Origin of the sequence: Lacrimispora sp. (assembly GCF_047605665.1) — a bacterium.
In the GTDB taxonomy this organism is placed as follows: Bacteria; Bacillota; Clostridia; order Lachnospirales; family Lachnospiraceae; genus Lacrimispora.
Genome location: NZ_JASGFH010000009.1, coordinates 137,353 through 161,206, shown reverse-complemented (window position 1 = coordinate 161,206; position 23,854 = coordinate 137,353). Strand labels below are relative to the sequence as shown.

Here is a 23,854-nt window from a genome sequence, read left to right as displayed (position 1 = left end):
CATATCGCTATACTAAAGGGCGGGGAGTGATACCTGCCCGGAAAGACAGACCGCTACTCCCGTTGCGATACCCGAAAACGGTGCAAGAAGCGGAGTGTAGATGCAATCAAAAAAATGGGTGGTTTTCGCATTCGTTATTGAGACTAGCGAATCTAAGTAGATTTTAGAATGTAGTTATGCTATGATATTGTCATTGACATTTTTCAACACAAAGAATCATTTATAATTCGGTAAATTCACCAATGGTAACTTTCAACGCTAATTATTGAGTCATTGAGTATATAACAGTTCTAGGAATTATAGACCTATTCTGACCTTAGGAGGATAAATAAGTGAAGATTAAAGACGGACAAGAGATATTTAAAGAAAAAGGATTAGCAAATGTTGAAGTAATCGAATATAGCGAAAAAAAGAATTTGATTATTGGAGCTAATGGATGCGGTAAAACCAGATTTTTACTTGGGATAAGAGATTATTACTCACATGTATTAAAATATCAATCTAATCAAATCATTTATGCTAACTTCCCAGCTTTATCATATAAGTATAAAGCAAAAGAAAACATTGAATTGGAAGATTCGCTATTTGATACGTGTGTTAACAATTTAGACTGCTCATTTGATCAATTTTTAATTCTTATTGAAAACGATTGTATGAATATGATTGCAGAATTACTTCAATTTAAGCATTTTCCGTCGAGGCATATTAGAAGAGGTCAAAGAATAGAGACTGTATATGAAACTATCAATAGGTTTTTAAAATCACTGTTGGATATCGAAATCCAATATTACGATAATGAGATATATCTGCATTTACATGAAAAGGGTAAAAGAGAAATATTATCTGAATATCTAAAAATAATGTCACCAGGAGAATTGAACCTATTTTACTTTTGCTTTTTTCTTTGCACATTGGCCATGAGACGAAATTCAAAATTAGTAGTAATTTTAGATGAGCCGGAATTACATTTGCATTCGAAAAAGATTATTGAGCTTATCACTTTGCTTGAGAGCGAGTTGCCGCAAGCAACTTTATGGATTGCTACCCATTCATTGCACTTAATACCCTTCTTTGAGTTTTCAGAGATTACATACATTAAAAATGGTAATTTCATTAAGCGCACTTCTAAAATATATCATCAAGTTTTCAATGAGATTATTGGCCAATCTTATGATAATCTTAAAATGTTTTTGTATTCCATAGACCTTTGGCAATATTACGAATTTATTGCAGAATGTTTTTGTGATCCAGAATCAATAACTGATGATAATAAAGCAGATGAACAATTCTTAAAACTTATAACCATCTTAAAAAAGAAGCATTCGAATAATGAGCAAATTAATATTCTTGACTACGGTTCAGGAAAGGGACGCTTTGGAAATTATATTGATTTAATTGAAGAGGAACAAAATTCAACTCTGGTCAACTATTATTATTATACATTTGATGCTTATGAAAAGGCACCTGAAAATATTAAGTGTCTTAAAAAACATTTTACAACACATGAAGAATTATTGTCTATAAATACAACTACTAAGTTTGATTTTGTTTTACTTGTTAATACTCTCCATGAAATAGACAGCAAGTCTTGGCTAGAAATGTTTGAACTTATATCAAAAATATTAAAAAAAGAGGGATACCTATTTATTTGCGAGGCAATAACCTTAACAAGTGGTGAAATGCCATTTGGAGATGATGGATATTTAGTATTGGGCGACCATCAATTGAAGCTTTTATTTGGCAGTAATAATGTCTATCAGATATCTTTAACAGACTATATTTCGTCTTTTGAAAAAAGAAGCCCTGAAAAAACCTATGCAGCTATTGTAAACCAAAATGGTTTACAGCAAGTAACGCCTGACAGTATTCGCCAAGCCATTGAATCATTAAAAGAGGAATCATTTAGTATCACAAAAACCATATTTGAAGAAAAACAGAAACGTAAATTGGAAGTGACTGGAGACATGCAAGAAGTGAACCGAAACATACGCAAGTATGCTTTCTATTCTCAACAATACATAAATGCGATTATGGCATTAGAGTCTTTCCGTAATTTAAATCATTTATCTTTAAATATTAATTTTATGGAATGGGGCAAAAGCGATAGTAATAACGAGACCTTTGATAGCGAATACCTCTTTAGACAAGCAATTAAGTTGCAGGCGAAACATGGCGACAAGGATGAAATTATACGTTTGTTGGAGCAGTGTGCCTCCGAAGGGCACGAAAAAAGCAAAAACGTATTAATGAATAGTTATGGTAAATACATAAGAAGAAGGGATCGTAATATTCAAAAGGAGTAACGTACAGACAACTATGATTACCATGAAACATAAGGTCATGATAAGAGTATAGATATGATAAATCAGCTAATAAAAGCTTCTTCTTTATCCAAAAATGATCTTGATAGGATTAATTTTAAGATAAGAAATGGAGCAATAAAGAAAAATTGAATATGACAAGGTGAAGTCCACCTTGTCATATAGTAGTATGATTTGAAGCCTTTCAATTTACTTTTTTGCTGATCAGGGCTATTTTATTGAAAGAATTAACGATAACTTTTAATATATTATATTTTGTTTTGATGCTGTTAAGCGTTTCTTTATTTATTATTTTTTATAATAGATACGTACGTTTTACTAAAATGAAGTTTGCAGATGTATTAAGAGAATATTATCTTAATTATAACAAATAAAGTGTTAGAAGAGCAAATTGAAGTTGCTAATTTGGAGGATAATTAAATAAAAAAGTTAACTGCTTATATTATCACTCAAAGTAGTACAGATAATTATATAAAATTGAGGATATAATTTGGCTATTTGAAAACAACGATCTAAATAACGCCATGGAGTGCGGTTGGTTAAGAAAAGACGAATGAAATACACTAGAAACAAATGATTTTGAGTATAAATTATGTATGACTTATTGTGTTGAACTTGTTTTACGCTGATAAATCATATATGCTTTGCATCGGAAAGACATACACAAAAGCTGATAAAGGAAAATACCGTAATAGAGCTGCTGAAAAGAAACACCAAAGACGCAGGAAATAACACAAGGGTATTTTTTGCTTGTCATAAAGCCAGAGAGTAAGTCAGAACAATAAAAAATATATAGTTAGGAGAACGTGATGGGAAACTATATCTTGGAAGTCTGTGTGGATTCTGTGGAATCTGCCAAAGCAGCAGTACGGGGAGGAGCGGACAGGCTGGAGCTTTGTGCCAATCTGGTGATCGGAGGAACCACTCCCGGCATAAGCCAGTTCAAACAGGTCCGCAAAGCCTGCGATGTTCCCATCAATGTGCTGGTGCGGCCCAGGTACGGAGATTTTTTGTATACAGATCATGAGTTTCAGATGATCATGGAAGATGTGGAAATGTTCCGGAAATTAGGGGCCGATGGATTTGTAGTGGGATGCTTAAGACCTGACGGAAATCTTGATACAGACCGGATGAAGGCGCTGAGAGAAAAGGCCGGAAAGGGAAGAATGACTCTGCACCGGGCATTTGACGTGTGCAGGGACCCTTACAGAAGCCTTAAAGAAGTTAAGGAGATCGGTGTGGATACCATACTGACTTCCGGGCAGCAGGATACCTGTATGAAGGGAAAGGCTCTTTTGGGAGAATTGATCAGGGAAGCAGGAGATGAAACCGATATTTTGGTGGGAAGCGGGGTCAATGCAGAGGCCATTGCCTGCCTGATGGAAGAAATTGATGCCAGATGTTTTCACATGTCAGGAAAGGTCATTGCAGACAGCGGCATGATCTACCGAAAAGAAGATGTGAATATGGGAATTCCGGGAATCGGAGAATACGATATTTTCCGCACTGACGAGAATCTGGTGTCCCAGGCGAAGAAATTGCTGGAGGCAAAAACCTGTTTACATAAGAGCATTAAGACCGGATAAACGCCTGCATAATTTTAAAAGCAAAAAAACATTTTGCAAAATTTAAGAAGATGTTATATACTGTAAGATGAGCGTTACCAGAAATAACAGACAAAAGGATGGTTTTTAACATGGCTATTTTAGAAAATTGGAGAAATCTGGCATACGGCGACGGGCTGGATGATAAAGCGAGAGAAGAACTGTGGACTGAATATTTTAGGGTGGAAAAAGGAATTTATGAGCATATCCTTTCCAAGCCTGCTGAAGTTGTAGAGGGAACGGTAGAGGAACTGGCTAAGAGATATGGCACAGATATCCAGACTATGACCGGATTTTTAGATGGAATCAACGAGAGCTTAAAGGGATATGAAAATCCTATTGAGACCATGGACGAGCAGACAGTGGTAAAAATAGAGATCGACCCGGAAAAGCTGTACTATAACATGGTAGAAGCGAAAGCAGAGTGGCTTTACAGCCTTCCCCAGTGGGATGAAATCCTGACAGAAGAGAAGAAAAAAGAACTCTACAAGAAGCAGAAATCTTCCGGAACCGTTGTAAAGGAAACAAAAGTCGGAAGAAATGATCCATGTCCCTGCGGAAGCGGCAAGAAGTATAAAAAGTGCTGCGGAAGCAACCTGTAATCAAACCGGACACAGGCAGCAGGTATCTCTTAAGGAGCTACCTGCTTTGTTATTCCCGCGGGCAATGAGCCATGTGCAGGAATGGTTGCATTCCTGAATCTGGCGAATGCTGCGAGGGACGCTATATGTGTGACGAAAGGACATCAGAGAGGAGAATTGCAATGGAAGCATATACCAGCTTTGCCCAGGTGTATGATCTGTTCATGGACAACATACCCTACAGAGAGTGGTGTGAATATGTAACCGGTCTTTTGCAGGAATACGGAATAAAGGATGGCCTGGTACTGGACCTGGGATGCGGAACCGGAAGCCTGACAGAGCTTTTGGCTGAAAAGGGCTACGATATGATCGGAGTGGACAACTCCGAAGATATGCTGCAGACTGCCATGGAAAAGCGGGGAGAGTCGGGCAGAGACATCCTTTATCTCATGCAGGACATGAGAGAATTTGAATTATACGGAACCGTAAAAGCCGTGGTGAGCATCTGCGACTGCATGAACTACATCCTGGATTACGAGGACATGGTCCAGGTATTCCGGCTGGTCAACAATTATCTGGACCCCAAGGGTATATTTATATTTGATTTAAATTCCATTTATAAGTACGAACACATTTTGGGAGACTCCACCATTGCTGAGGACCGGGAGGACTGCAGCTTTATCTGGGATAATTACTACGATCAGGAAACGGGAATCAATGAATACTGCCTCTCCCTGTTCATCCGCCAGGAAGAGGACTTATACCGGAAATACACGGAAAATCATTATCAAAGGGCCTATTCCCTGGAACAGGTGAAGGCGGCCATTGAGGCGGCAGGAATGGAATTTATCACCGCTTACGATGCATTTACCAAATCTCCGGCAAAGGGTGACAGCGAGAGAATCTATGTGATAGCGAGAGAACAGGGAAAGGAATAATAATATGTCTGATTATATTATAAGGGCAACGGCAGGCGATCACCAGATCCGTGCCTTTGCAGCTACAACCAGGGATTTAGTGGAGCAGGCAAGACAGGCTCACAACACAAGCCCTGTGGCAACTGCCGCACTGGGCAGGCTTCTGACAGCAGGGGCCATGATGGGAATTATGATGAAGGGGGAAGACGATCTTCTCACCATCAAGATTCAGGGAAGCGGACCCATTGAGGGTCTGACAGTGACAGCCGACTCCAAAGGAGACGTAAAGGGATATGTTTACAACCCTTCTGTGATGCTGCCTCCAAGCCCGGCCGGAAAGCTGGATGTGGGCGGCGCTGTAGGAGAGGGAGTCTTAACAGTCATCAGTGACATCGGCTTAAAAGAGCCTTACGTGGGACAGACCATACTGGTGGGCGGCGAGATCGCCGAAGACCTGACGTATTATTACGCCACCTCAGAGCAGGTGCCTTCTTCCGTAGCCTTGGGAGTGCTGATGAACAAGGACAATACAGTGAAGCAGGCAGGCGGATTTATTATCCAGCTTCTTCCCGGCGCAACGGATGAGATGATTGACAAGCTGGAAAAACGGCTGAGTGAGATCACCTCCATCACCGCTCTCTTAGACCAGGGAAATACGCCGGAAATGATTCTGGAGCACATTCTGGGAGACCTGGGTCTGGACATGATGGAACAGGTTCCCACCCGCTTTTTCTGCAACTGCGATAAGGCGCGGGTGGAAAAGGCCCTGGTCAGCATCGGACGGAAGGAACTTCAGGAGATGATTGAAGAAGGGGAACCGATTGAAGTCAACTGCCATTTTTGCAGCAGGAACTATGAGTTTACCTCAGAAGATTTAAAAGAGCTGTATGAGAAAGCGCAGGCGTGACCTCACTGAGAAACAAATATCAAAAAGAGCCATCCATTCGGATGGCTCTGATCGTAATCATGTGAAACAATATAACTTCTTCCTGTATATTGAAAAAGGTACACTGATAAGTCAATGATTATAATTTGATAACGTTGGTAGCCTGCGGGCCCTTGGAACCGTCTACTACATCGAACTCTACGGCAGCGCCTTCTTCTAAGGACTTGAAGCCGTCCATGCTAAGGCCTGAGTAGTGAACAAATACATCGTTACCCTGTTCGTCGGAAATGAATCCGTAACCTTTTTGGTTGTTAAACCACTTAACTGTACCTTTCATTAATGATACCTCCAAAATGAATAAAAGTGAATAAAAACGCCTCAGTTACAGGCATTCTGTAACTGCCCTAAGAATAGCATAAAAAGGTAAAAGTGTCAAATATTTTCGCCCGAAAAGAAGAAAAATATCAAAAACTTTATGGAAGAAAAAATCAGTGGCAAAACCGGTGGGAATTGTGGTAGAATGTAGAAAGATTTCTGCCGGAAAAAAGAAGGGAAAGACAATGAAATTTACAAACCTGTGGGGGCATTTTTATACCATTACCATACATAAACTCAGGGTTATGAAAAACTGCTTTCGTGTAGGCCTTTTCAAACAGGGACTGCTGCACGATTTATCAAAATACAGCCCGGAAGAATTCTGGCTTGGAGTTCTTTATTATCAGGGAAACAGAAGTCCCAATGCTGCGGAGCGGGAGGATAAGGGTTTTTCCAGGGCGTGGCTCCATCATAAAGGCCGCAATAAGCATCATCATGAATACTGGATCGACTTTACCACCGACCTTTCCGAGGGCTTATCAGGGCATAGAATTCCTTTAAATTACGTCATTGAGATGATGATGGACCGGATCGCCGCTGCCAAAACCTACAGGGGAAAGGCCTATACAGACAGCTCTCCCTGGGAATACCATGAATACACCAGCCCTTATATGGTCATCCATCCGGAGACAAAGGCGCTGCTGGAAAAACTTCTGCTGATGTTAAAGGAAGAAGGGGAAAAGCGTACCTTTGCCTATATCAGACACCTTTTAAAAAAGGGGACCTATTAGATAAAATCCCCTTTCCATGCCTTACCGGCATAAGATATCAACCAGATGGCGGGTGTAGAGACGGACATTTTCCTGACTCTCAAAAAGCTGTTCTTCATATGGAATATAACTGACTTTATCCCTTAACTCCATTTGAAAAGATGGGGTCCAAAGGGAAGAAAACTGGGGAAGGTAACAGCCGTTTTTTCGGGTATAGCACGTTTTTGCCGTAGCCTTTACCCTGGCTTCTCTGTCAACGTATTCCGCCACGCTTTTGTGGATGGCATTGTCCTCATAGAGCAGGTAATAGTAATTTCTATAATCCGAATAAAAATACTTAAGCTCCCCTTCAAATAAGTCAATAGCAGCGGTGAGAAGATTTTCTTCTGCCTCTAAAAGCACCAGGGAATTGGATTTGGAAAAGCCAATGGGGATGGAAATTCCGGCTTTAAAGGTCAGCTTAAGAATGGGCTGGGGACGGCCAAAAAGGTCTGTCTGGTACGAGATTTCCTGTTTATCCAGCGAAAAATCCTGTTCCAGAAAGTCCGGGTAACTCAAAATAGGAAGTATGAGAGGCATTCCCTTCAAATCATCCTCATTGTGAAGAATCAAAAGATCAAACAAATACCGGTCCTGTGAAAATAAGTAATCCTTATAGACTTCAATCAACTGGCCGCCGGAGTAAAGATCCTTTCGCTCTACCTGCAAAAACTCTTCAATGGCTTTCTGCTTCATGCTGGAAAGCCCCAAAAGATTGCGGTAAGGGCGGATTTTTTTATAAATGTCCAGACTTTCCACGCCGGAAAAGTCATAGGCCAGACAGTGGGCACGGCACCGTTTTAAAAGATAAGGGATGTCAAATCCGTCCCCGTTAAAATGTATGACCTTGGTAAAATTCTTTAAAAATTCAAAGAAGGTTTTCAGCACTTCTCCTTCCGAATCCAGTGTGTCAGCAAACCACTGGACCAGATTCCAGCTTCCCTCTCTATAATAAACACATCCGATCAGATAAAGGGTGGAGTATTCTCCCGAAAATCCGGTGGTTTCAATATCAAAGAACAGAAGTTCTTCCCGTTTTCCAAGCCTTTCAAGGGGATATGTTTCGCAAAATGAAATAGTTTTCTCCAGAGTGATCATACACAGCTACGTCCTTTCTATTCTCCTTATTATAGCTTAAGGGGACAGATTCGTCAATTTTCCAAACAGAATATTTGTTCGACTATCTGCTTGCATAACAACAGGCAGTATGCTATGATAAATGGCATAGAAATACAGCCAAAAGGAGACAGAACGAGTGATTTCTTTTGTAAAAGGACCGTTGTCCGAAATCTTGGAGGACATGGTTGTAATAGAATGTGGAAGTGTGGGCTATGAACTGCACGTTCCCGTATCCGTGCTTCAAAAGCTGCCGGATATCGGCGTGGAAGTAAAGCTTTATACATATTTTCAGGTGAGAGAGGATGCCATGTGCCTTTATGGCTTTTTAAGCCGTCAGGACCTCCAGATGTTTAAACAGCTCATCAGTGTGAACGGAATCGGCCCCAAGGTGGCTTTGGGCGTTCTTTCTGCCATGGAGCCGGACGAACTGAGGAGAGCCATTGTCTCAGGTGATGCCAAGGCCATATCAAGGGCTCCGGGAATCGGTGCCAAGACCGCCCAGCGTATGATTTTAGACTTAAAGGATAAGATCGAAACATCGGATATCCTGCCCCCTGAATTCTTACAGGAAAAAAAGGGACAGGGTTCCGGTTTAAGCGGCGCGGCAGGGGAAGCGGTGGATGCTCTGACAGCCTTGGGCTATTCTGCCTCCGAGGCAGGACGGGCAGTGGGAAGAGTGGAAGTGACGGATTCCATGACCGCCGAGGATGTGCTTAAGGCTTCCTTAAAGCATCTGGCATTTATATAAAGACCCCTTGGGTAAGGAGAAGCTATGGAGCGTAAGATCATAACAACGGAAATAACAGAAGAGGACAGAAGGATTGAGCCTAACTTACGTCCGTCCTGTCTGGCAGAATACATTGGCCAGGAAAAGATCCGGTCCAATTTAAAGGTATATATTGATGCGGCCAGGGCCAGAGGGGAATCTCTGGACCATGTGCTGTTTTACGGCCCTCCGGGACTTGGAAAAACCACCCTTTCCGGGATTATCGCCAATGAGATGGGGGTCAACATAAAGGTCACTTCCGGGCCGGCCATTGAAAAGCCGGGGGAAATGGCGGCTATTTTAAACAATCTCCAGGAAGGCGATGTGCTGTTTGTGGATGAGATTCACAGGCTGAACCGTCAGGTGGAGGAAGTTCTTTATCCGGCTATGGAGGACTTTGCCATTGATATCATGCTGGGAAAGGATTCAGGTGCCCGGTCCATAAGGCTGGATTTGCCGAAATTCACTTTAGTAGGAGCCACTACCAGGGCGGGCCTTTTGACTGCACCCTTGCGGGACAGGTTCGGTGTGGTGCAGAAGCTGGAATTTTATACCCCTCAGGAGCTTAAGATCATCGTCTGCCGCTCCGCCAGGGTTTTAGATGTGGAAATAGAGGAAGAAGGGGCTGCAGAGATCGCCAAGCGCTCCAGAGGGACCCCAAGACTGGCAAACCGCCTGTTAAAGCGTGTCAGGGATTTTGCACAGGTAAAATACAACGGCGTCATCACAAAAGAAGTGGCGGATTTTGCCCTGGATATCCTGGATGTGGATAAGTTTGGCTTAGATTACAATGACCGCGCTATTTTAACCACAATGATCGAGAAATTCTCCGGCGGCCCCGTAGGCCTGGATACCCTGGCGGCGGCTTTAGGAGAAGATGCAGGCACCCTGGAAGACGTTTACGAACCGTATCTTTTGATGAACGGATTTTTAAACCGCACCTCCAGAGGCCGCGTAGCGACAGAACGGGCTTATGAACATCTGGGGCTTTCTCTGGAATAGGAAATAAGCGCAGATAAGGTGTATTTTAACCTTTCCTATTGAGGGAAAGTGTGGTATATTCATAAGCAAAGCACATTTACCATTAACAGGGAGAGAGAAAAACATGGATTCCAAACGCTACACGGAAGTTTTAATAGATGGCAAGATCTACACCTTAGCCGGAAACGAGGATGAAGGTTACATCCACCGCCTTGCCGGATATGTAAATGAAATGATTCTGACTTTAAAGCGGCAGGAAGGCTTTTCCAAGCAGAGCGCAGAATACCAGAATGTTATGATAGAACTGAATATGGCCGATGATTATTTTAAGGCCAGAGAACGGATCAACCTGCTGGAACAGCAGAAAGCGGAGATGGAAAAGGAAACATACAGCTTAAAGCATGAGCTGGTGGCGACCCAGATGAAACTTGAAGCTGCAAAAGAAGCGGCAGAGGGGAAGAAGTCTGCTAAGGCCCATATGACAGAATGAATCAGGAGGGGATGTCCAGGAGCGGCTGAGGCATCCTCTCTTTTCCCATTACCATAAACAGTACAACAGGAGGCACACGTGAAGAAAAAGGTTGAAATCCTCGCTCCGGCAGGATCATTTGAAAGTATGAAGGCAGCGGTTGCGGCAGGAGCCGACGCAGTCTATATGGGCGGAAGCAAGTTTGGAGCCAGGGCCTTTGCAGATAACCCGGACCAGGACAGGCTTTTAGAGGCCATTGATTACGTTCACCTCCATGGGCGCAAACTGTATCTGACGGTCAATACTCTGGTAAAGGAACAGGAGATGAAGGAGCTTTACGATTATCTGGCCCCTTATTATGAGAGAGGACTTGATGCGGCCATTGTTCAGGACATGGGAGTCCTGTCATTTCTCAAGGAGCAGTTTCCCGGCCTTCCCCTCCATGCGAGCACCCAGATGACCATTACCGGTGTTTACGGTGCTGCCCTTTTAAAAGAGCTGGGAGCGGAGCGGGTGGTTACGGCAAGGGAACTGTCCTTAAAGGAAATTGAACAGATTCATGACAAGACAGGCGTGGAGATTGAAAGTTTTGTTCACGGCGCTTTGTGCTACTGTTACTCCGGCCAGTGCTTATTCAGCAGCCTCATCGGAGGGCGCAGCGGAAACAGGGGAAGGTGCGCCCAGCCCTGCCGTCTGCCCTATGAGGTGAAGCAGGATGGACAGAATTCGGGGAAAAAGGGAGAGTCATACTGTCTCAGCCTGAAGGATTTATCCACTTTGGATTTTATGCCGGACATGATTGAAGCCGGCATCTATTCCATGAAAATCGAAGGAAGGATGAAAAGCCCCAGGTACACGGCGGGAGTAACCTCCATTTACCGCAAGTATGCAGACCTCTATCTGGAAAAAGGAAGAGAGGGTTACCGGGTTGACGAACAGGACCGGAAGACTCTTTTAGACCTTTTTGACCGGGGCGGCCAGACTGACGGATACTATAAACGCCACAATGGACGTGACATGGTGGTATGGAAAGAAAAACCGGCTTTCCGGGAAGGCAACCAGCCGCTGTTTGACTATCTGGATCAGAACTTTGTGGAAAAACAGCTTCAGGAGCCGGTTGCAGGAACTGCATTTCTGGAAGAGGGGCAGGAAGCCTGCTTTACATTAGAAGGTATGGGAAAAACCGTCACTGTTTCCGGTGAAAGAGTGCAGACGGCCCAGAATCAGCCCCTGACGGAAGAAAAGATTAAAAAGCAGCTTGATAAAACCGGAAACACTCCCTTTTATTTTGAAAGCCTGGACATTCACACAAAGGGAAGCATATTCCTCCCGGTTCAGGTTCTCAATGACTTGCGAAGAAGAGGGCTGGAAGCGCTTGAAAAGGCAATTTTAGATGACTTCACCCGCCCGGCGCAGGAGAAAAAGGAGCTGGTAAAAGACAGCAGACAGCAAGGGGAAAACGAAGCCCCCCGTAAGGTCAGGCTCACAGTTTCCCTGGAGCGTCCGGACTGTCTGGGAGCTGCCGCAGAAGACCCGGATGTGGACAGAATTTATATAGACGGAGGTTCATTTCCTCCCGCAGACTGGAAATCCTCTGTGGATTTATGCCATACCAACGGGAAAGAGTGCATGATCACCATGCCTCACATTTTCCGCAGTCTGGCAGAGAACTTTTTTGACAGGCATTTAAACCAGTTGAAATCAGCCGGATTTGACGGTTTTCTGATCCGTTCCCTGGAGGAACCGGAGTATTTGAAGGCAAAAGGAATCAGAGGTCCTTTTATCTTTGATTTCGGAGTGTACGGCATGAACCGGCAGGCTCAGGATGCCCTTCTTAAGCTGGGAGCAGAGGAACTGACATGGCCGGTGGAATTAAATAGCAGGGAATTGGGAAAACTAAGGGTTCCGGGAGAGCTTCTGGCATACGGACGCCTTCCCATGATGGTGACGGCGCAGTGCCTTCATCAGGGAACCGCACAATGCGACGGGACTCCCATGGTTCTTTCCTTAAAGGACAGGCTTGGAAAGGAATTTCCAGTGAAAAACCACTGTGTTTTCTGTTATAACACCATCTATAATTCAGCTCCCTTATCCCTTTTAGGACTTGGGGAAGAGGTGGGAAGACTTTCTCCTTCCTCCCTCCGCCTGCAGTTTACCATAGAAGGCAGGGAGGAGACGAAGGCGGTGATCCGGTGCTTTGCAAAGGAAATGCTTTACAGACAGAAGGCAGAGCTTCCCTATAAGGAATTTACAAGAGGTCATTTCAAACGAGGCGTAGAGTAGGTATTGTATGATTAATTTGCTGATTGATGCATCCAGGTATCTGATGATACTGCTGATCGCATTCTACACATATTTAAATTTCCGTTTTTTTTCATTTCATGATGAGATGAAACAGAAAAAGGTCTGTAAACGTCAGAATAAGGTCATGTTTCTCATTCACGCTCTGGCTTATGTGATTATCTGGCTGGAAACGGGGGATGAGCGGACTCTGGTCTTTTATCTGGCCCAGGCTGTATTTTTCCTCGCCTATCTTCTGCTTTACAAGCTGTTTTACCGGAATCTCTCCAGGCTTTTGGTCAACAATATGTGTATGCTTCTCACCGTGGGTTTTATCATGCTCACCAGACTTTCCTTTGAACGGGCTACCAGACAGTTTCTTGTGGTCGTGGCGGCGGCTCTGATCACATGGATCATCCCCTTCATCATTGACCGGGTGTGGCAGCTCAGCAAAATTCCCTGGGTTTACGGGGCAGGAGGAATCCTCCTTTTGGGGGCGGTCTGCGTGGTCGGAACCAACAGCTATGGGGCCCAGCTTTCCCTTGATATAGGCGGATACTCCTTTCAGCCATCGGAATTTGTGAAGATCAGCTACGTGTTTTTTATTGCAACCATGTTTTACCGCTCTGTCAGCTTTTCCACAGTCATGAAGGTCAGCGGGGTTGCAGCCGTTCACGTGCTCATTTTGGTGGCCTCCAGAGACCTTGGAAGCGCCTTTATCTTCTTCCTGGCCTACGTTTTTATGCTGTTTGTGGCTACGGGAAAATGGCGTTATCTCATGACAGGCTTAGGAGCCGGTGTGCTGGCCTCTTTGCTGGCTTACCCCCTGTTCGGACACGTGAGGACCAGAGTGCAGGCCTGGAGAAATCCATGGGCTGACATTGCCGGAAAAGGGTATCAGATTACCCAGTCCCTCTTTGCCATTGGAACGGGAGGCTGGTTTGGAATGGGCCTTTACCGGGGAATGCCGGGAAAAATCCCGGTGGTGGAAAAGGATTTCATCTTCTCGGCGGTATCGGAGGAGCTGGGAGGCATCTTTGCCTTGTGCGTCCTTCTCATCTGTCTGGGATGCTTTTTGCAGTTCATGATGATCGCCAGCCAGATGCAGGCCGTTTTTTACAAGCTGATCGCATTTGGTCTGGGAATGATTTATATTATCCAGGTGTTTTTAACCGTAGGAGGGGTGACGAAATTCATCCCTTCCACTGGAGTGACCCTTCCTTTTGTCAGTTATGGGGGAAGCTCGATTTTAAGCACGTTTATTATTTTTGCCATACTACAGGGACTCTATATACTCAAGCGCAATGAAGAGGAAGACGACGAATATGAAGGCTAATCAGAATCCCAAGGCAAACCGCCATATCCTGCTGCTGACCTATGGCGTTGTAGGACTTTTTATAGGGCTGGCAGCGTATTTTGGATATTTTCTTTCCGTCAAAAGCGAGAATGTGATCAACAACTCCTATAATGCCAGGCTGGACAGTTTTGCAGAGCGGGTGGTGCGGGGAGAAATCCGCAGCAGCGACGGCAGAGTGCTGGCCCGCACAGAAGTGGATGGAGAAGGAAAGGAAACGAGAGTCTATCCCTATGATTCCCTGTTTGCCCATGTGGTAGGATATTCAGCCAATGGAAAGACGGGTCTGGAGGCCTTGTCCAATTTTTACCTCCTCACCAGCCACGTCAATCTGGTGGAGCAGGCGGTCAATGAAGTGTCAGACATAAAAAATCAGGGTGATCATGTGATTTCCACCCTTGATGTGGATCTCCAGAAAGCGGCCTATGATGCCCTTGGAAACCGAAAGGGGGCCGTGGTTGTCATGGAGCCGGGGACGGGAAAGATTCTTGCCATGGTATCAAAGCCTGATTATAACCCCAACACCCTGCAGGCGGACTGGGCTGGGCTGGTATCGGAGGAGAACACATCGGGACAGTTGTTAAACCGGGCTGCCCAGGGGCTTTATCCTCCTGGCTCCACCTTTAAGATGGTGACGGCCCTGGAATATATGAGAGAAAATCCGGAGCATTATAAGGATTATACCTTTGACTGTGACGGAATTTATGAAAATGGAGAGTATGCCATTAAATGCTACCATGAAACAGCTCACGGCCATCAAAACCTGCAGCAGGCATTTGCCAATTCCTGCAACGGAGCCTTTGCAAGCCTGGGCCTTTTGTTAAATCCCTCAGGTTTGAGAACCACGGCAGACCAGCTTCTCTTTAATTCAGACCTCCCCTTATCCATCGCCTACAGCAAAAGCTCCTATATCATGGGTGCAGGGGCCGATACGTGGCAGGTTTTACAGACCTCCATCGGACAGGGACAGACCCAGATCACGCCTCTTCACAATGCCATGATTACAGCGGCCATTGCCAACGGAGGAACCTTGATGAGGCCCTACCTGATCGACCATGTGGAAAATTCAGGAGGCAATATGATCAAAAAATTCATGCCCCATTCCTATGGGAACTTAATCACTGCCGAAGAATCCGCCGCTCTGACAGAGCTGATGCGGTCTGTGGTGACGGAAGGGACGGGTTCTGCCCTGCGCACAGACGCTTATACTGCGGCGGGAAAAACCGGTTCAGCGGAATTTGACAAAGAAAAAGAAACCCATGCCTGGTTTGTGGGCTTTGCCCCGGCAGAAGCGCCTCAGATCGTGGTCAGCGTGATTGTGGAAGAAGGAGGCGCAGGAGGCCAGACAGCGGCTCCCATTGCCAGAACACTTTTTGATTTGTATTTTTCCAGATAAGAAAAGAGAATAATATTGCATATGAGTTCAAAAAGAGGTATACTAAAGCCAGTCTGTGAGACACACCAAAACCGGACTCCTTACCGGGAGAAACGGTTACACTCTGGAGGAATTGCAATGATAGAAGCAACGAGCTGTGGCGGTGTGGTTATTTTTCGAGGTAAAATTCTGGTTTTGTATAAGAATTACAAGAACAAGTATGAAGGTTGGGTTTTGCCGAAGGGAACAGTAGAAGCGGGTGAAGAGTATAAAGAAACGGCGCTCCGGGAAGTGAAAGAGGAGACGGGAGTCAGTGCGTCCATTATCAAGTACATTGGTAAAAGCCAGTACTCTTTTAATACACCCCAGGATATGGTCGAAAAGGATGTGCACTGGTATCTCATGATGGCCGACAGCTATTACAGTAAACCACAACGGGAAGAATATTTTATTGATTCGGGATACTACAAGTTCCATGAAGCGTATCACCTTTTGAAGTTTTCCAATGAAAAGCAGATATTGGAAAAAGCGTACAATGAGTACCTGGATTTAAAGAAGAGCAATTTGTGGGGCAATAAAAAGTATTTCTAATGCATAGGAAAGGGGCCGGGTCAGGCTCCTTTTGTGCATGGATGGGAAAAAATCTTAAAACTTCATAAACATGCTAGGAATAACAGGAAATTCAGGTTATAATGAACAGGTAAACGGTACCTGTTCATTGGGACAGATATATTTGGAGGGGTGGATTATGCTGAAATATTACAACGGGGATATGTTTACCTCTGATGCGGACATCATCTGCCATCAGGTAAACTGCAAAGGGGTATTTGAAAAGGGACTTGATGGGCAGATCCGGAGGCTGTTTCCGGAGGTGGAAAAGACCTACAAGCTGCTGACAAAGCAGTGGCAGGAGCAGGCGGATGGAAGGACCTGGGAGCTTTTGGGACGTGTTTCCGCACAGCCTGTCCAAAAAGATGGACGGTGGTTTTTGATTGCCAATTTATATGGCCAGGACGATTATGGAAAAGATAAGGTTTATACTGATTATAGGGCCCTGGAACAGGCTGTTCAGGAAATCCGTGATTTTGCCGATGCGCGGGATAAGCAGGAAAAGATCGCTTTCCCATATATGATCGGATGCAGCAATGCAGGCGGAGACTGGGGAGTCGTACAGGGGATTTTAGAGAGAGTTTTTAAGGGCTATCAGGGAGAAGTCCAGATCTGGAATAATAAACGCAGCGCAGACGAAACCTCGGCTGTTCGGTGAGCCAGAGGCGAAAGGGAGGAATTGACATGGCAAAGGGAAGCTCTTTGAGCCGCAGCATCAATGCGTTTTATGTGGAATGGAGCGCCATCAATCACTATTTATCATCTTATGAATGCGAGAAAAACGGAATTCCCTATGCGGGCTTTGGAGATCCAAGGGTCCAGAAGCTGTGGAAGGGATTATCCGGCCAGGAAAAAAGAGAGATCATGAAGCGCCTGGGCGCAAAAAATGAGGCAGAATTGCAGAATTACTTCACTTGAAGAATGGAGAGACACATGTCGGAAAGAAAATTTATCATCGTTGACGGTTCTTCCATGCTGTCAACCTGCTATTACGCTATTTTACCAAGGGAAATCATGTTTGCAAAGACAGAGGAAGAAAAACAGAAGCATTACGACAAAATCCTCCATGCTCCGGACGGCACTTATACGAATGCCATCTATGGTATGCTGAAAACAGTGGTTTCTCTGATGAAAAAGCAGAAGCCGGACTACATCGCTTTTGTGTTTGATAAAACCAGAGACACTTTCCGAAGGGGGCTGTATTCGGAATACAAAGGAACGAGAGGAGTGACTCCGGTGCCTCTCATCGATCAGTTCATATTAATAGAAGAAATCCTTAAAAGTGCAGGCTTTAAAGTGCTCTTAAGCGAGGAATATGAAGCCGATGATTACGCCGGAAGCCTGGTCATGAAATTCAGGGAAGAGACTTCTATCATTCTGCTGACAAAGGACCATGACTATCTCCAACTGGTAAACGATGAACATAATGTCCGTGTCTGGATGGTTCAGACCAAGCAGGAGAAGGCCGATGATTTCTATAAGAAATACTACTCCTTTTACGGCGTGAATAAAAAGGATGTCAATCTTCCTGAAAAGGTTTTTGAATATACAGCAGCCACTGTGCTTCGGGAGGAAGGCGTCATGCCGGAGCAGATTGCAGACTTAAAAGGAATCCAGGGAGATTCTTCTGATAACATTCCGGGAGTCAAGGGCGTCAGCAGTGCGGCACCTCTCCTTTTAAGGGAATACGGAACTGTGGAGGAGATTTACCGTTCCATACACGAGGCGGAAGCGGATAAAAAGTCCTTAAAGGACTTACAGGACTTCTGGAAAAATGAGCTGGGAATCAGCCGCTCTCCTTATAAAGCCATGACAAAGGAAAGTGAAGAGGAGCTTTGCGGTGAAAAGGCGGCCTTGCTTTCCAAAATTCTGGCGACTATGAAAACAGACATTTCCATTGACATGAGTCTGGAGGATTTTTCCTCAGAATCGTATGAGGAAGAAAAGATCAGGGAATGGCTGAAAAAACTGGAGATTAAAGAGGCTTCTATTTTTGGTTCTGATAAATAAGGGGACTTTCTTCAAAAGTATTTTTTTACCGGGTTTGGGGACACTCTGTATGAGCGTCCCTTTCCGATTGAGAAAAAGGAGAAACAGATTATGAATCAATCATATGAAACATTATCAGCTTTGCTGGAAAAAACCATGGCCCTTCAAACAGCTCTCATCCTGTTTGAGTGGGATAATGAAACCCTGGCGCCGGAAGGTGCCGGTTCTTATACGTCAAGAGTGGTGGGAGTTCTCTCCCAGGAGTATTATAACGCCATGACGGGAGATGAGATGGGAGAGGCCATCGCTGCCTGCGAAAAAGAGGAAGGACTGACTGCCACAGAGCAGGCCATTGTCCGGGAGGAACGGGAATCCAGAGAAGAACTGGTGTGCGTTCCCGCAAAAGAATACCGGGAAAATGCCCAGTTGACAGCCGAATCCGCCAGAATCTGGGCCAAGGCAAGAAAGGATGGGAAGTTTGAGGATTTTGCCCCCACCCTTGAAAAGGTAATCGGTTTTAAGAAAAAGTTTGCTTCTTACCGCAAAAAAGAGGGTCAGAAGCTGTATGATGTTATGCTGGATGAAAATGAAAAAGGCTTTAATACAGAGCTTCTGGATGAGTTTTTCGGCAAGTTGAAAGAAGAAATCGTACCTTTATTAAAGGAGATTATGGAAAAGGGAAGAGAGATTGACGCTTCTTTTTTAAAGGGTGATTATCGGCCAGAAAAACAGAGGGAGCTTGCCAGATATCTTGCGGAATACGTTGGCTTTGATTTTGAAAGAGGTGTGCTGGCCGAGAGCGCCCATCCGTTTACCACCAACCTTCACAACCACGATGTGAGAATCACCACACATTACGGCGATCATGTGGAAAGCTCTATCTTTTCCGTCATTCACGAAGCCGGTCACGGAATTTATGAATTGGGAGTTTCCGATGAGCTGACCCAGACGACCGTAGGGCAGGGCTCCTCTATGGGTGTCCATGAATCCCAGTCCCGCTTTTTTGAAAATATCATCGGGCGCAGTCCGGCCTTTTGGATTCCCCTCTATGGGAAATTGCAGGAGCTCTTTCCAGATCAGCTTGGAGCGGTTTCCATGGAACAGTTTGTGGAAGCAATCAACAAGGTGGGACCGGGCCTGATTCGGATTGAGGCTGATGAGCTGACCTACAGCCTTCACATCATGATTCGCTATGAAATCGAAAAGATGATTGTGGAGGAAGATGTTGAACTGGAAAAGCTTCCGGAAATATGGGCGGATAAATACGAGGAATACTTGGGAATCCGTCCCCAGAATCCTTCTGAAGGAGTGCTTCAGGATATTCACTGGTCACAGGGCCTGTTCGGATATTTCCCATCCTATGCTTTGGGAAATGCCTTTGGAGCCCAGATATACAACCACATGAAAAAAGATATGGATTTTGATGACCTTCTTAAAAACGGAAAGATGGAAGTGATCTGCGAATTCCTTCGGGAAAACATCCACAAGTTCGGAAAGCTGAAAACCAGCCGTCAGATATTAAAGGATATTACAGGAGAGGATTTTACGCCGGATTATTTCATACAGTATTTAAAGGAAAAATACGGGAAGCTGTATGAGTTGTCATAGGAATATAGGTATTCAGAGGAGAGGATAAGTATGGAGAATATTAAAAAAAGCGCCCTGGAACTGATCGGCAATACTCCCATGATGGAGCTGGGAAATTATGCAGGGAAATACGGCCTGTCAGCGACCATCATCGCAAAGCTGGAATGCTTTAATCCGGCAGGAAGCGTAAAGGACAGAGCAGCTCTTTTCATGATTCAGGAAGCGGAAGAAGCCGGAATCTTAAAGCCGGGGGCCACCATCATAGAGCCTACATCGGGAAATACGGGCATCGGAATTGCCAGTATTGCCGCTGTAAAGGGATACCGGGCCATTCTCATTATGCCGGAAACCATGAGCGTGGAACGGCGCAGCCTTTTAAAGGCATATGGTGCTGAAATCGTTCTGACAGAAGGTTTTAAAGGAATGAAAGGCGCCATCGCAAAAGCGGAAGAGCTGAATCAGGAGATCGAAGGTTCTGTTATTCTGGGCCAGTTTGACAATGCTTCCAATCCCAAAGCCCACCGTGAAACCACAGGACCTGAAATCTGGAGAGATACGGATGGAAATATTGATGTATTTATCGCAGGTGTGGGCACCGGCGGAACTATAACCGGAGTTGGAGAGTACTTAAAGGAAAAGAACCCTGACATCAAGGTGATTGCAGTGGAACCGTCAGGTTCCCCCATCCTCTCAGGAGGCAAGCCCGGCCCTCACGGAATACAGGGAATCGGAGCCGGATTTGTTCCTTCTATCTTAAATACCGGTATTTACGATGAGATCATCACCGTTGAAAATGGGGATGCTTACGAAACCGGAAGAGAAATTGCCCAGACAGAAGGCATTCTGGTGGGAATCTCTTCTTCCGCAGCCGTATGGGCTGCCAGGGAAGTCGCAAAAAGGCCGGAGTATGCAGGAAAAAGGATTGTGGTTCTGCTTCCTGACACAGGAGACCGGTATTTGTCCACTCCGCTGTTTTCTTAATTCTTAAAGAAAAAAGCCAGAGGTATCAGGGTTCTAAACCCGTTTAGCCTCTGGCTCTTTTTATGTGTGATCATGTTCCTTCCAACCTTCGGAATAATAATGGTTTATCTCAGCTCCTAAAAAGAGGATGCAGATGCAGGCATACAGCCAGAGCATCATCAGCACGATGGCAGTAAGGCTTCCGTACATGACGGAAAAATTACTGAAATGAGTGAAGTAAATGGAAAATCCAAAGGAGAAGCAAATCCAGCCCAGAGTTGAAAACCCGGCGCCTGGAAGCTGTTTCCGGAAGGACTGTTTCTTTGACGGAACGTAGGTGTAAAGGACGGCAAAGCACATGGTCATGATGAAAATAAACATGGTGCGAAAAGCCAGAACGTACTGGGTGATCTCCGCCAGAATGGGGAAGTGGCGGTTCATAAAGCTTTGAATGGTGCTTCCCAAAACCAGGAGGATCAGCGTCAGAATAGAAATCACCATGAACACGATGGTGTAACCGGCACAGATCATCCGGGTCACGAAGTAATTGCGCCTTTTTTCCTGCCCGAATACCCGGTTTAAGCCCCGTTCAATGCTTAACATCCCCTTGGAAGCAGACCATAGGGCCGTAATCGCAGTCACGGAAAGCATGGTCACAGGGGAGTTGGTGTAGAGATTGTCAACCACCGTCACAATGATGCTGTCCATCTTTAAATTGGTGGGAATGATGGCGATCAGGAGCTGAAGCAGGCTGGCTTTGGTAATATGCGGGGTGAGCTGGATTAAGGTCATTAAGAGCATGATAAACGGAAATGCCGCAATAATGATAAAAAAAGACGCCTGCGCCGCATACACGGTCATCTCATCCCTGGCAAACTTTCTGCATACCTGCCCGCATCTTAGTATCAACCGAATCATAATACCTCCTTTCTCCTATCCCGGAACATCCGTTTCCCAGGACAAGGCTATGGAATCAGCCCATATTATGAAAACAGGTTTTCATAATCGGATAGACGGCGCCAAATGCAGCGCCTTTTATGAGAAGCTGAAAAGAAGCTTCCTATAAACTATATTAAGTAGCATATTACCATGGGACAAAAAAAATATCAAGGTATTGTATATCAGGATAAGATTGACAAAACAGGATATAACTTTTAGAATAAATGAAGCATACTATTCAAAAGCGGAGGAATTTGGAATAATGAAAAAGCTTCTGAAGCATCTGAAAAACTATAAACTGGAAAGCATACTGGGTCCCCTGTTTAAGCTTTTGGAAGCCGGATTTGAGCTGATGGTTCCCCTTGTTATGGCCCAGGTCATTGACGTGGGAATCAGGACAAATGACCTTCCTTTTATTTTAAAAATGGGCGGCATTCTGGTACTGCTTGGCATCATAGGGCTTGTGTGTTCCATCACAGCCCAGTATTTTGCGGCCAAAGCGGCAGCCGGGTTTGGCGCTTCCTTAAGAAATGATTTATTTGCCCATATTAACCGGCTTTCTTACCGGGAAATTGACACCATTGGAACCGCGACTCTGATCACCCGCATGACCAGTGATGCCAATCAGGTTCAATCAGGAGTGAACTTATTCCTGCGTCTGTTTCTCCGTTCCCCCTTCGTTGTCTTTGGTGCCATGATCATGGCTTTTACCATCAACGTCAGGGCGGCTGTGATATTTGCTGTTGTCATTCCCGTTCTTTCTGCCGTGGTATTTGGAATCATGCTCATCAGCATGCCCTTGTATAAGAAAGTGCAGAAGCAGTTGGAAGAGGTTCTTTTAACGGTCAGGGAAAATCTGGCCGGAGTCCGGGTGATCCGTGCATTTAACCGCCAGGATGATGAAATCCGCCGTTTTGACCAGGAAAACGGCCTTTTAGTGAGGCTCCAGGTCTTTGTCGGAAAGATTTCCGCCCTGATGAATCCTGTAACTTACGTGATCGTCAACCTGGGGCTCATCGTTCTCATTCATACCGGAGCGGTTAAAGTGGAAACCGGAATTATCACCCAGGGAGAAGTTGTAGCTCTCGTCAATTACATGTCCCAGATTCTGGTGGAACTGATCAAGCTGGCAAACCTGATTATTACGGTTTCCAAGGCACTGGCCTGTGCCAACCGGATCAGCTCCGTGTTTGATGTGGAACCCGGAATCACCGAACGTGTTCATGGATTGGCAGAAGAAAATTCTGCGGCACCCAAGGTGGAGTTTGACCGCATGGATTTCACTTATGAAGGAGCCAAGGCTCCGGCTCTCCAGGGAATTTCCTTTCAGGCCATGAAGGGACAGACCATAGGAATCATAGGCGGAACAGGCTCCGGTAAATCCACCCTGGTGAACTTAATTCCCCGTTTTTATGATGCAACAGCAGGGGTTGTTAAAGTGGGGGGAAATGATGTGAAAAATTATCCCTTTAAACAGCTCAGGGAACAGATCGGTGTGGTTCCCCAAAAGGCGGTGCTCTTTAAAGGAAGCCTGCGGGAAAACATGCGCTGGGGCAAAAAGGATGCCACGGATGAAGAAATTTTCCGTGCCCTTGACATCGCCCAGGCCAGGGATTTTGTGGAGGAAAAAGGAGAGGGTCTGGAGCTTTTGATTCAGGCGGGAGGAAAGAACCTTTCCGGCGGACAGCGGCAAAGGCTGACCATAGCCAGAGCTCTGGTGAGAAATCCCCGGATACTGATTATGGATGACAGCGCTTCTGCCCTGGATTTTGCCACAGATGCCAGACTGAGAAAGGCCATCAGGGAAAGCACCAAAGATATGACGGTATTTCTCGTATCACAAAGGGCTTCCACCATTAAAAATGCGGATTCCATCGTGGTTTTGGAAGACGGACAGATGGCGGGGCTTGGAACCCACAAAGAGCTTTTTGATTCCTGCGAAGTGTATCGGGAAATATGCCTTTCCCAGTTGTCAGAAAAGGAGGCTCAGTAG

The 23,854-nt window shown here is 45.1% G+C and carries 22 protein-coding genes; 19 read left to right on the top strand and 3 right to left on the bottom strand.

Annotated features, from left to right (window positions below):
• The first annotated feature begins 332 nt into the window (after nucleotides 1-332).
• From QM657_RS09605 to hslO, 5 genes are all read left to right on the top strand, one after another.
• The gene (locus QM657_RS09605) at nucleotides 333-2,303 is read left to right on the top strand and encodes an AAA family ATPase (protein WP_415066411.1); all 1,971 of its coding nucleotides are present in this window, start codon (nucleotides 333-335) and stop codon (nucleotides 2,301-2,303) included.
• Between the two features lie 827 nt (nucleotides 2,304-3,130).
• A complete protein-coding gene (locus QM657_RS09600; RefSeq protein WP_415066410.1) occupies nucleotides 3,131-3,907 on the top strand; it encodes a copper homeostasis protein CutC in 777 nt (258 codons plus the stop codon).
• Nucleotides 3,908-4,017: 110 nt separating this feature from the next.
• Nucleotides 4,018-4,527: an SEC-C metal-binding domain-containing protein gene (locus QM657_RS09595; protein ID WP_415066409.1), complete on the top strand. Its 510-nt coding sequence runs from the start codon at nucleotides 4,018-4,020 to the stop codon at nucleotides 4,525-4,527.
• 161 nt (nucleotides 4,528-4,688) lie between these two features.
• Complete coding sequence (locus QM657_RS09590; RefSeq protein ID WP_415066408.1) at nucleotides 4,689-5,444, top strand: class I SAM-dependent DNA methyltransferase; 756 nt, start codon at nucleotides 4,689-4,691, stop codon at nucleotides 5,442-5,444.
• A gap of 4 nt (nucleotides 5,445-5,448) precedes the next feature.
• Complete coding sequence (gene hslO, locus QM657_RS09585; protein ID WP_415066407.1) at nucleotides 5,449-6,330, top strand: Hsp33 family molecular chaperone HslO; 882 nt, start codon at nucleotides 5,449-5,451, stop codon at nucleotides 6,328-6,330.
• 118 nt (nucleotides 6,331-6,448) lie between these two features.
• Here the strand turns inward: hslO and QM657_RS09580 are convergent, their stop codons facing one another.
• Nucleotides 6,449-6,646: a cold shock domain-containing protein gene (locus QM657_RS09580; protein WP_333649696.1), complete on the bottom strand. Its 198-nt coding sequence runs from the start codon at nucleotides 6,644-6,646 to the stop codon at nucleotides 6,449-6,451.
• A 223-nt stretch (nucleotides 6,647-6,869) separates the two neighbouring features.
• Between QM657_RS09580 and QM657_RS09575 the strand changes: the two genes are divergently transcribed.
• Complete coding sequence (locus QM657_RS09575) at nucleotides 6,870-7,415, top strand: DUF5662 family protein (protein WP_415066406.1); 546 nt, start codon at nucleotides 6,870-6,872, stop codon at nucleotides 7,413-7,415.
• A gap of 21 nt (nucleotides 7,416-7,436) precedes the next feature.
• Here QM657_RS09575 and QM657_RS09570 read toward each other — a convergent pair whose 3' ends face one another.
• Nucleotides 7,437-8,531 (bottom strand): ribonuclease H-like domain-containing protein, encoded by a 1,095-nt coding sequence (locus QM657_RS09570; protein ID WP_415066405.1) that lies wholly within the window; start codon nucleotides 8,529-8,531, stop codon nucleotides 7,437-7,439.
• A gap of 157 nt (nucleotides 8,532-8,688) precedes the next feature.
• Here QM657_RS09570 and ruvA point away from each other — a divergent pair, with 157 nt between their 5' ends.
• From ruvA to cysK, 12 genes are all read left to right on the top strand, one after another.
• On the top strand, nucleotides 8,689-9,300 hold the full coding sequence (gene ruvA / locus QM657_RS09565) for a Holliday junction branch migration protein RuvA (RefSeq protein WP_415066404.1): 612 nt from the start codon (nucleotides 8,689-8,691) through the stop codon (nucleotides 9,298-9,300).
• A 24-nt stretch (nucleotides 9,301-9,324) separates the two neighbouring features.
• The gene (gene ruvB, locus QM657_RS09560; RefSeq protein ID WP_367565775.1) at nucleotides 9,325-10,320 is read left to right on the top strand and encodes a Holliday junction branch migration DNA helicase RuvB; all 996 of its coding nucleotides are present in this window, start codon (nucleotides 9,325-9,327) and stop codon (nucleotides 10,318-10,320) included.
• A 103-nt stretch (nucleotides 10,321-10,423) separates the two neighbouring features.
• Nucleotides 10,424-10,789, top strand: coding sequence for a cell division protein ZapA (locus QM657_RS09555; protein ID WP_415066403.1), 366 nt, complete (start codon nucleotides 10,424-10,426; stop codon nucleotides 10,787-10,789).
• A gap of 126 nt (nucleotides 10,790-10,915) precedes the next feature.
• Nucleotides 10,916-13,051, top strand: a complete 2,136-nt coding sequence (locus QM657_RS09550; protein WP_415066417.1) for a DUF3656 domain-containing U32 family peptidase — start codon at nucleotides 10,916-10,918, stop codon at nucleotides 13,049-13,051.
• A gap of 7 nt (nucleotides 13,052-13,058) precedes the next feature.
• Nucleotides 13,059-14,384, top strand: coding sequence for an FtsW/RodA/SpoVE family cell cycle protein (locus QM657_RS09545; protein ID WP_415066402.1), 1,326 nt, complete (start codon nucleotides 13,059-13,061; stop codon nucleotides 14,382-14,384).
• Entirely contained in the window at nucleotides 14,374-15,798 is a 1,425-nt protein-coding gene (locus QM657_RS09540; protein WP_415066401.1) for a peptidoglycan D,D-transpeptidase FtsI family protein, read from the top strand. The genes QM657_RS09545 and QM657_RS09540 overlap by 11 nt, the downstream gene beginning before the upstream one ends.
• A 117-nt stretch (nucleotides 15,799-15,915) precedes the next feature.
• Entirely contained in the window at nucleotides 15,916-16,368 is a 453-nt protein-coding gene (locus tag QM657_RS09535) for an NUDIX hydrolase (protein ID WP_002603763.1), read from the top strand.
• Between the two features lie 157 nt (nucleotides 16,369-16,525).
• Nucleotides 16,526-17,044, top strand: coding sequence for an appr-1-p processing (locus tag QM657_RS09530; protein WP_415066400.1), 519 nt, complete (start codon nucleotides 16,526-16,528; stop codon nucleotides 17,042-17,044).
• Between the two features lie 26 nt (nucleotides 17,045-17,070).
• Nucleotides 17,071-17,304 carry a hypothetical protein gene (locus tag QM657_RS09525; RefSeq protein WP_415066399.1) on the top strand — a complete coding sequence of 78 codons (234 nt, stop codon included), beginning with the start codon at nucleotides 17,071-17,073 and terminating at the stop codon, nucleotides 17,302-17,304.
• Nucleotides 17,305-17,319: 15 nt separating this feature from the next.
• Nucleotides 17,320-18,396, top strand: coding sequence for a 5'-3' exonuclease (locus QM657_RS09520; RefSeq protein WP_415066398.1), 1,077 nt, complete (start codon nucleotides 17,320-17,322; stop codon nucleotides 18,394-18,396).
• A gap of 90 nt (nucleotides 18,397-18,486) precedes the next feature.
• The gene (locus QM657_RS09515; protein WP_415066397.1) at nucleotides 18,487-19,983 is read left to right on the top strand and encodes a carboxypeptidase M32; all 1,497 of its coding nucleotides are present in this window, start codon (nucleotides 18,487-18,489) and stop codon (nucleotides 19,981-19,983) included.
• Nucleotides 19,984-20,013: 30 nt separating this feature from the next.
• Nucleotides 20,014-20,943 carry a cysteine synthase A gene (gene cysK, locus QM657_RS09510; RefSeq protein WP_415066396.1) on the top strand — a complete coding sequence of 310 codons (930 nt, stop codon included), beginning with the start codon at nucleotides 20,014-20,016 and terminating at the stop codon, nucleotides 20,941-20,943.
• A gap of 60 nt (nucleotides 20,944-21,003) precedes the next feature.
• Here cysK and QM657_RS09505 read toward each other — a convergent pair whose 3' ends face one another.
• A complete protein-coding gene (locus tag QM657_RS09505; RefSeq protein ID WP_415066395.1) occupies nucleotides 21,004-21,840 on the bottom strand; it encodes a YihY/virulence factor BrkB family protein in 837 nt (278 codons plus the stop codon).
• A 283-nt stretch (nucleotides 21,841-22,123) separates the two neighbouring features.
• Between QM657_RS09505 and QM657_RS09500 the strand changes: the two genes are divergently transcribed.
• Nucleotides 22,124-23,854, top strand: coding sequence for an ABC transporter ATP-binding protein (locus tag QM657_RS09500; protein ID WP_415066394.1), 1,731 nt, complete (start codon nucleotides 22,124-22,126; stop codon nucleotides 23,852-23,854).

Excerpts from the sequence above, each read along its gene's own strand:
- QM657_RS09555 (WP_415066403.1), top strand. The coding sequence starts at position 10,424 with ATGGATTCCAAACGCTACACGGAAGTTTTAATAGATGGCAAGATCTAC.
- QM657_RS09530 (WP_415066400.1), top strand. The coding sequence starts at position 16,526 with ATGCTGAAATATTACAACGGGGATATGTTTACCTCTGATGCGGACATC.
- QM657_RS09520 (WP_415066398.1), top strand. The coding sequence starts at position 17,320 with ATGTCGGAAAGAAAATTTATCATCGTTGACGGTTCTTCCATGCTGTCA.
- QM657_RS09575 (WP_415066406.1), top strand. The coding sequence starts at position 6,870 with ATGAAATTTACAAACCTGTGGGGGCATTTTTATACCATTACCATACAT.
- QM657_RS09515 (WP_415066397.1), top strand. The coding sequence starts at position 18,487 with ATGAATCAATCATATGAAACATTATCAGCTTTGCTGGAAAAAACCATG.
- QM657_RS09505 (WP_415066395.1), bottom strand. The coding sequence starts at position 21,840 with ATGATTCGGTTGATACTAAGATGCGGGCAGGTATGCAGAAAGTTTGCC.
- QM657_RS09600 (WP_415066410.1), top strand. The coding sequence starts at position 3,131 with ATGGGAAACTATATCTTGGAAGTCTGTGTGGATTCTGTGGAATCTGCC.
- hslO (WP_415066407.1), top strand. The coding sequence starts at position 5,449 with ATGTCTGATTATATTATAAGGGCAACGGCAGGCGATCACCAGATCCGT.
- QM657_RS09500 (WP_415066394.1), top strand. The coding sequence starts at position 22,124 with ATGAAAAAGCTTCTGAAGCATCTGAAAAACTATAAACTGGAAAGCATA.
- cysK (WP_415066396.1), top strand. The coding sequence starts at position 20,014 with ATGGAGAATATTAAAAAAAGCGCCCTGGAACTGATCGGCAATACTCCC.
- QM657_RS09550 (WP_415066417.1), top strand. The coding sequence starts at position 10,916 with ATGAAGGCAGCGGTTGCGGCAGGAGCCGACGCAGTCTATATGGGCGGA.
- QM657_RS09595 (WP_415066409.1), top strand. The coding sequence starts at position 4,018 with ATGGCTATTTTAGAAAATTGGAGAAATCTGGCATACGGCGACGGGCTG.
- ruvB (WP_367565775.1), top strand. The coding sequence starts at position 9,325 with ATGGAGCGTAAGATCATAACAACGGAAATAACAGAAGAGGACAGAAGG.
- QM657_RS09535 (WP_002603763.1), top strand. The coding sequence starts at position 15,916 with ATGATAGAAGCAACGAGCTGTGGCGGTGTGGTTATTTTTCGAGGTAAA.
- QM657_RS09570 (WP_415066405.1), bottom strand. The coding sequence starts at position 8,531 with ATGATCACTCTGGAGAAAACTATTTCATTTTGCGAAACATATCCCCTT.
- QM657_RS09525 (WP_415066399.1), top strand. The coding sequence starts at position 17,071 with ATGGCAAAGGGAAGCTCTTTGAGCCGCAGCATCAATGCGTTTTATGTG.
- QM657_RS09545 (WP_415066402.1), top strand. The coding sequence starts at position 13,059 with ATGATTAATTTGCTGATTGATGCATCCAGGTATCTGATGATACTGCTG.
- QM657_RS09540 (WP_415066401.1), top strand. The coding sequence starts at position 14,374 with ATGAAGGCTAATCAGAATCCCAAGGCAAACCGCCATATCCTGCTGCTG.
- QM657_RS09580 (WP_333649696.1), bottom strand. The coding sequence starts at position 6,646 with ATGAAAGGTACAGTTAAGTGGTTTAACAACCAAAAAGGTTACGGATTC.
- QM657_RS09590 (WP_415066408.1), top strand. The coding sequence starts at position 4,689 with ATGGAAGCATATACCAGCTTTGCCCAGGTGTATGATCTGTTCATGGAC.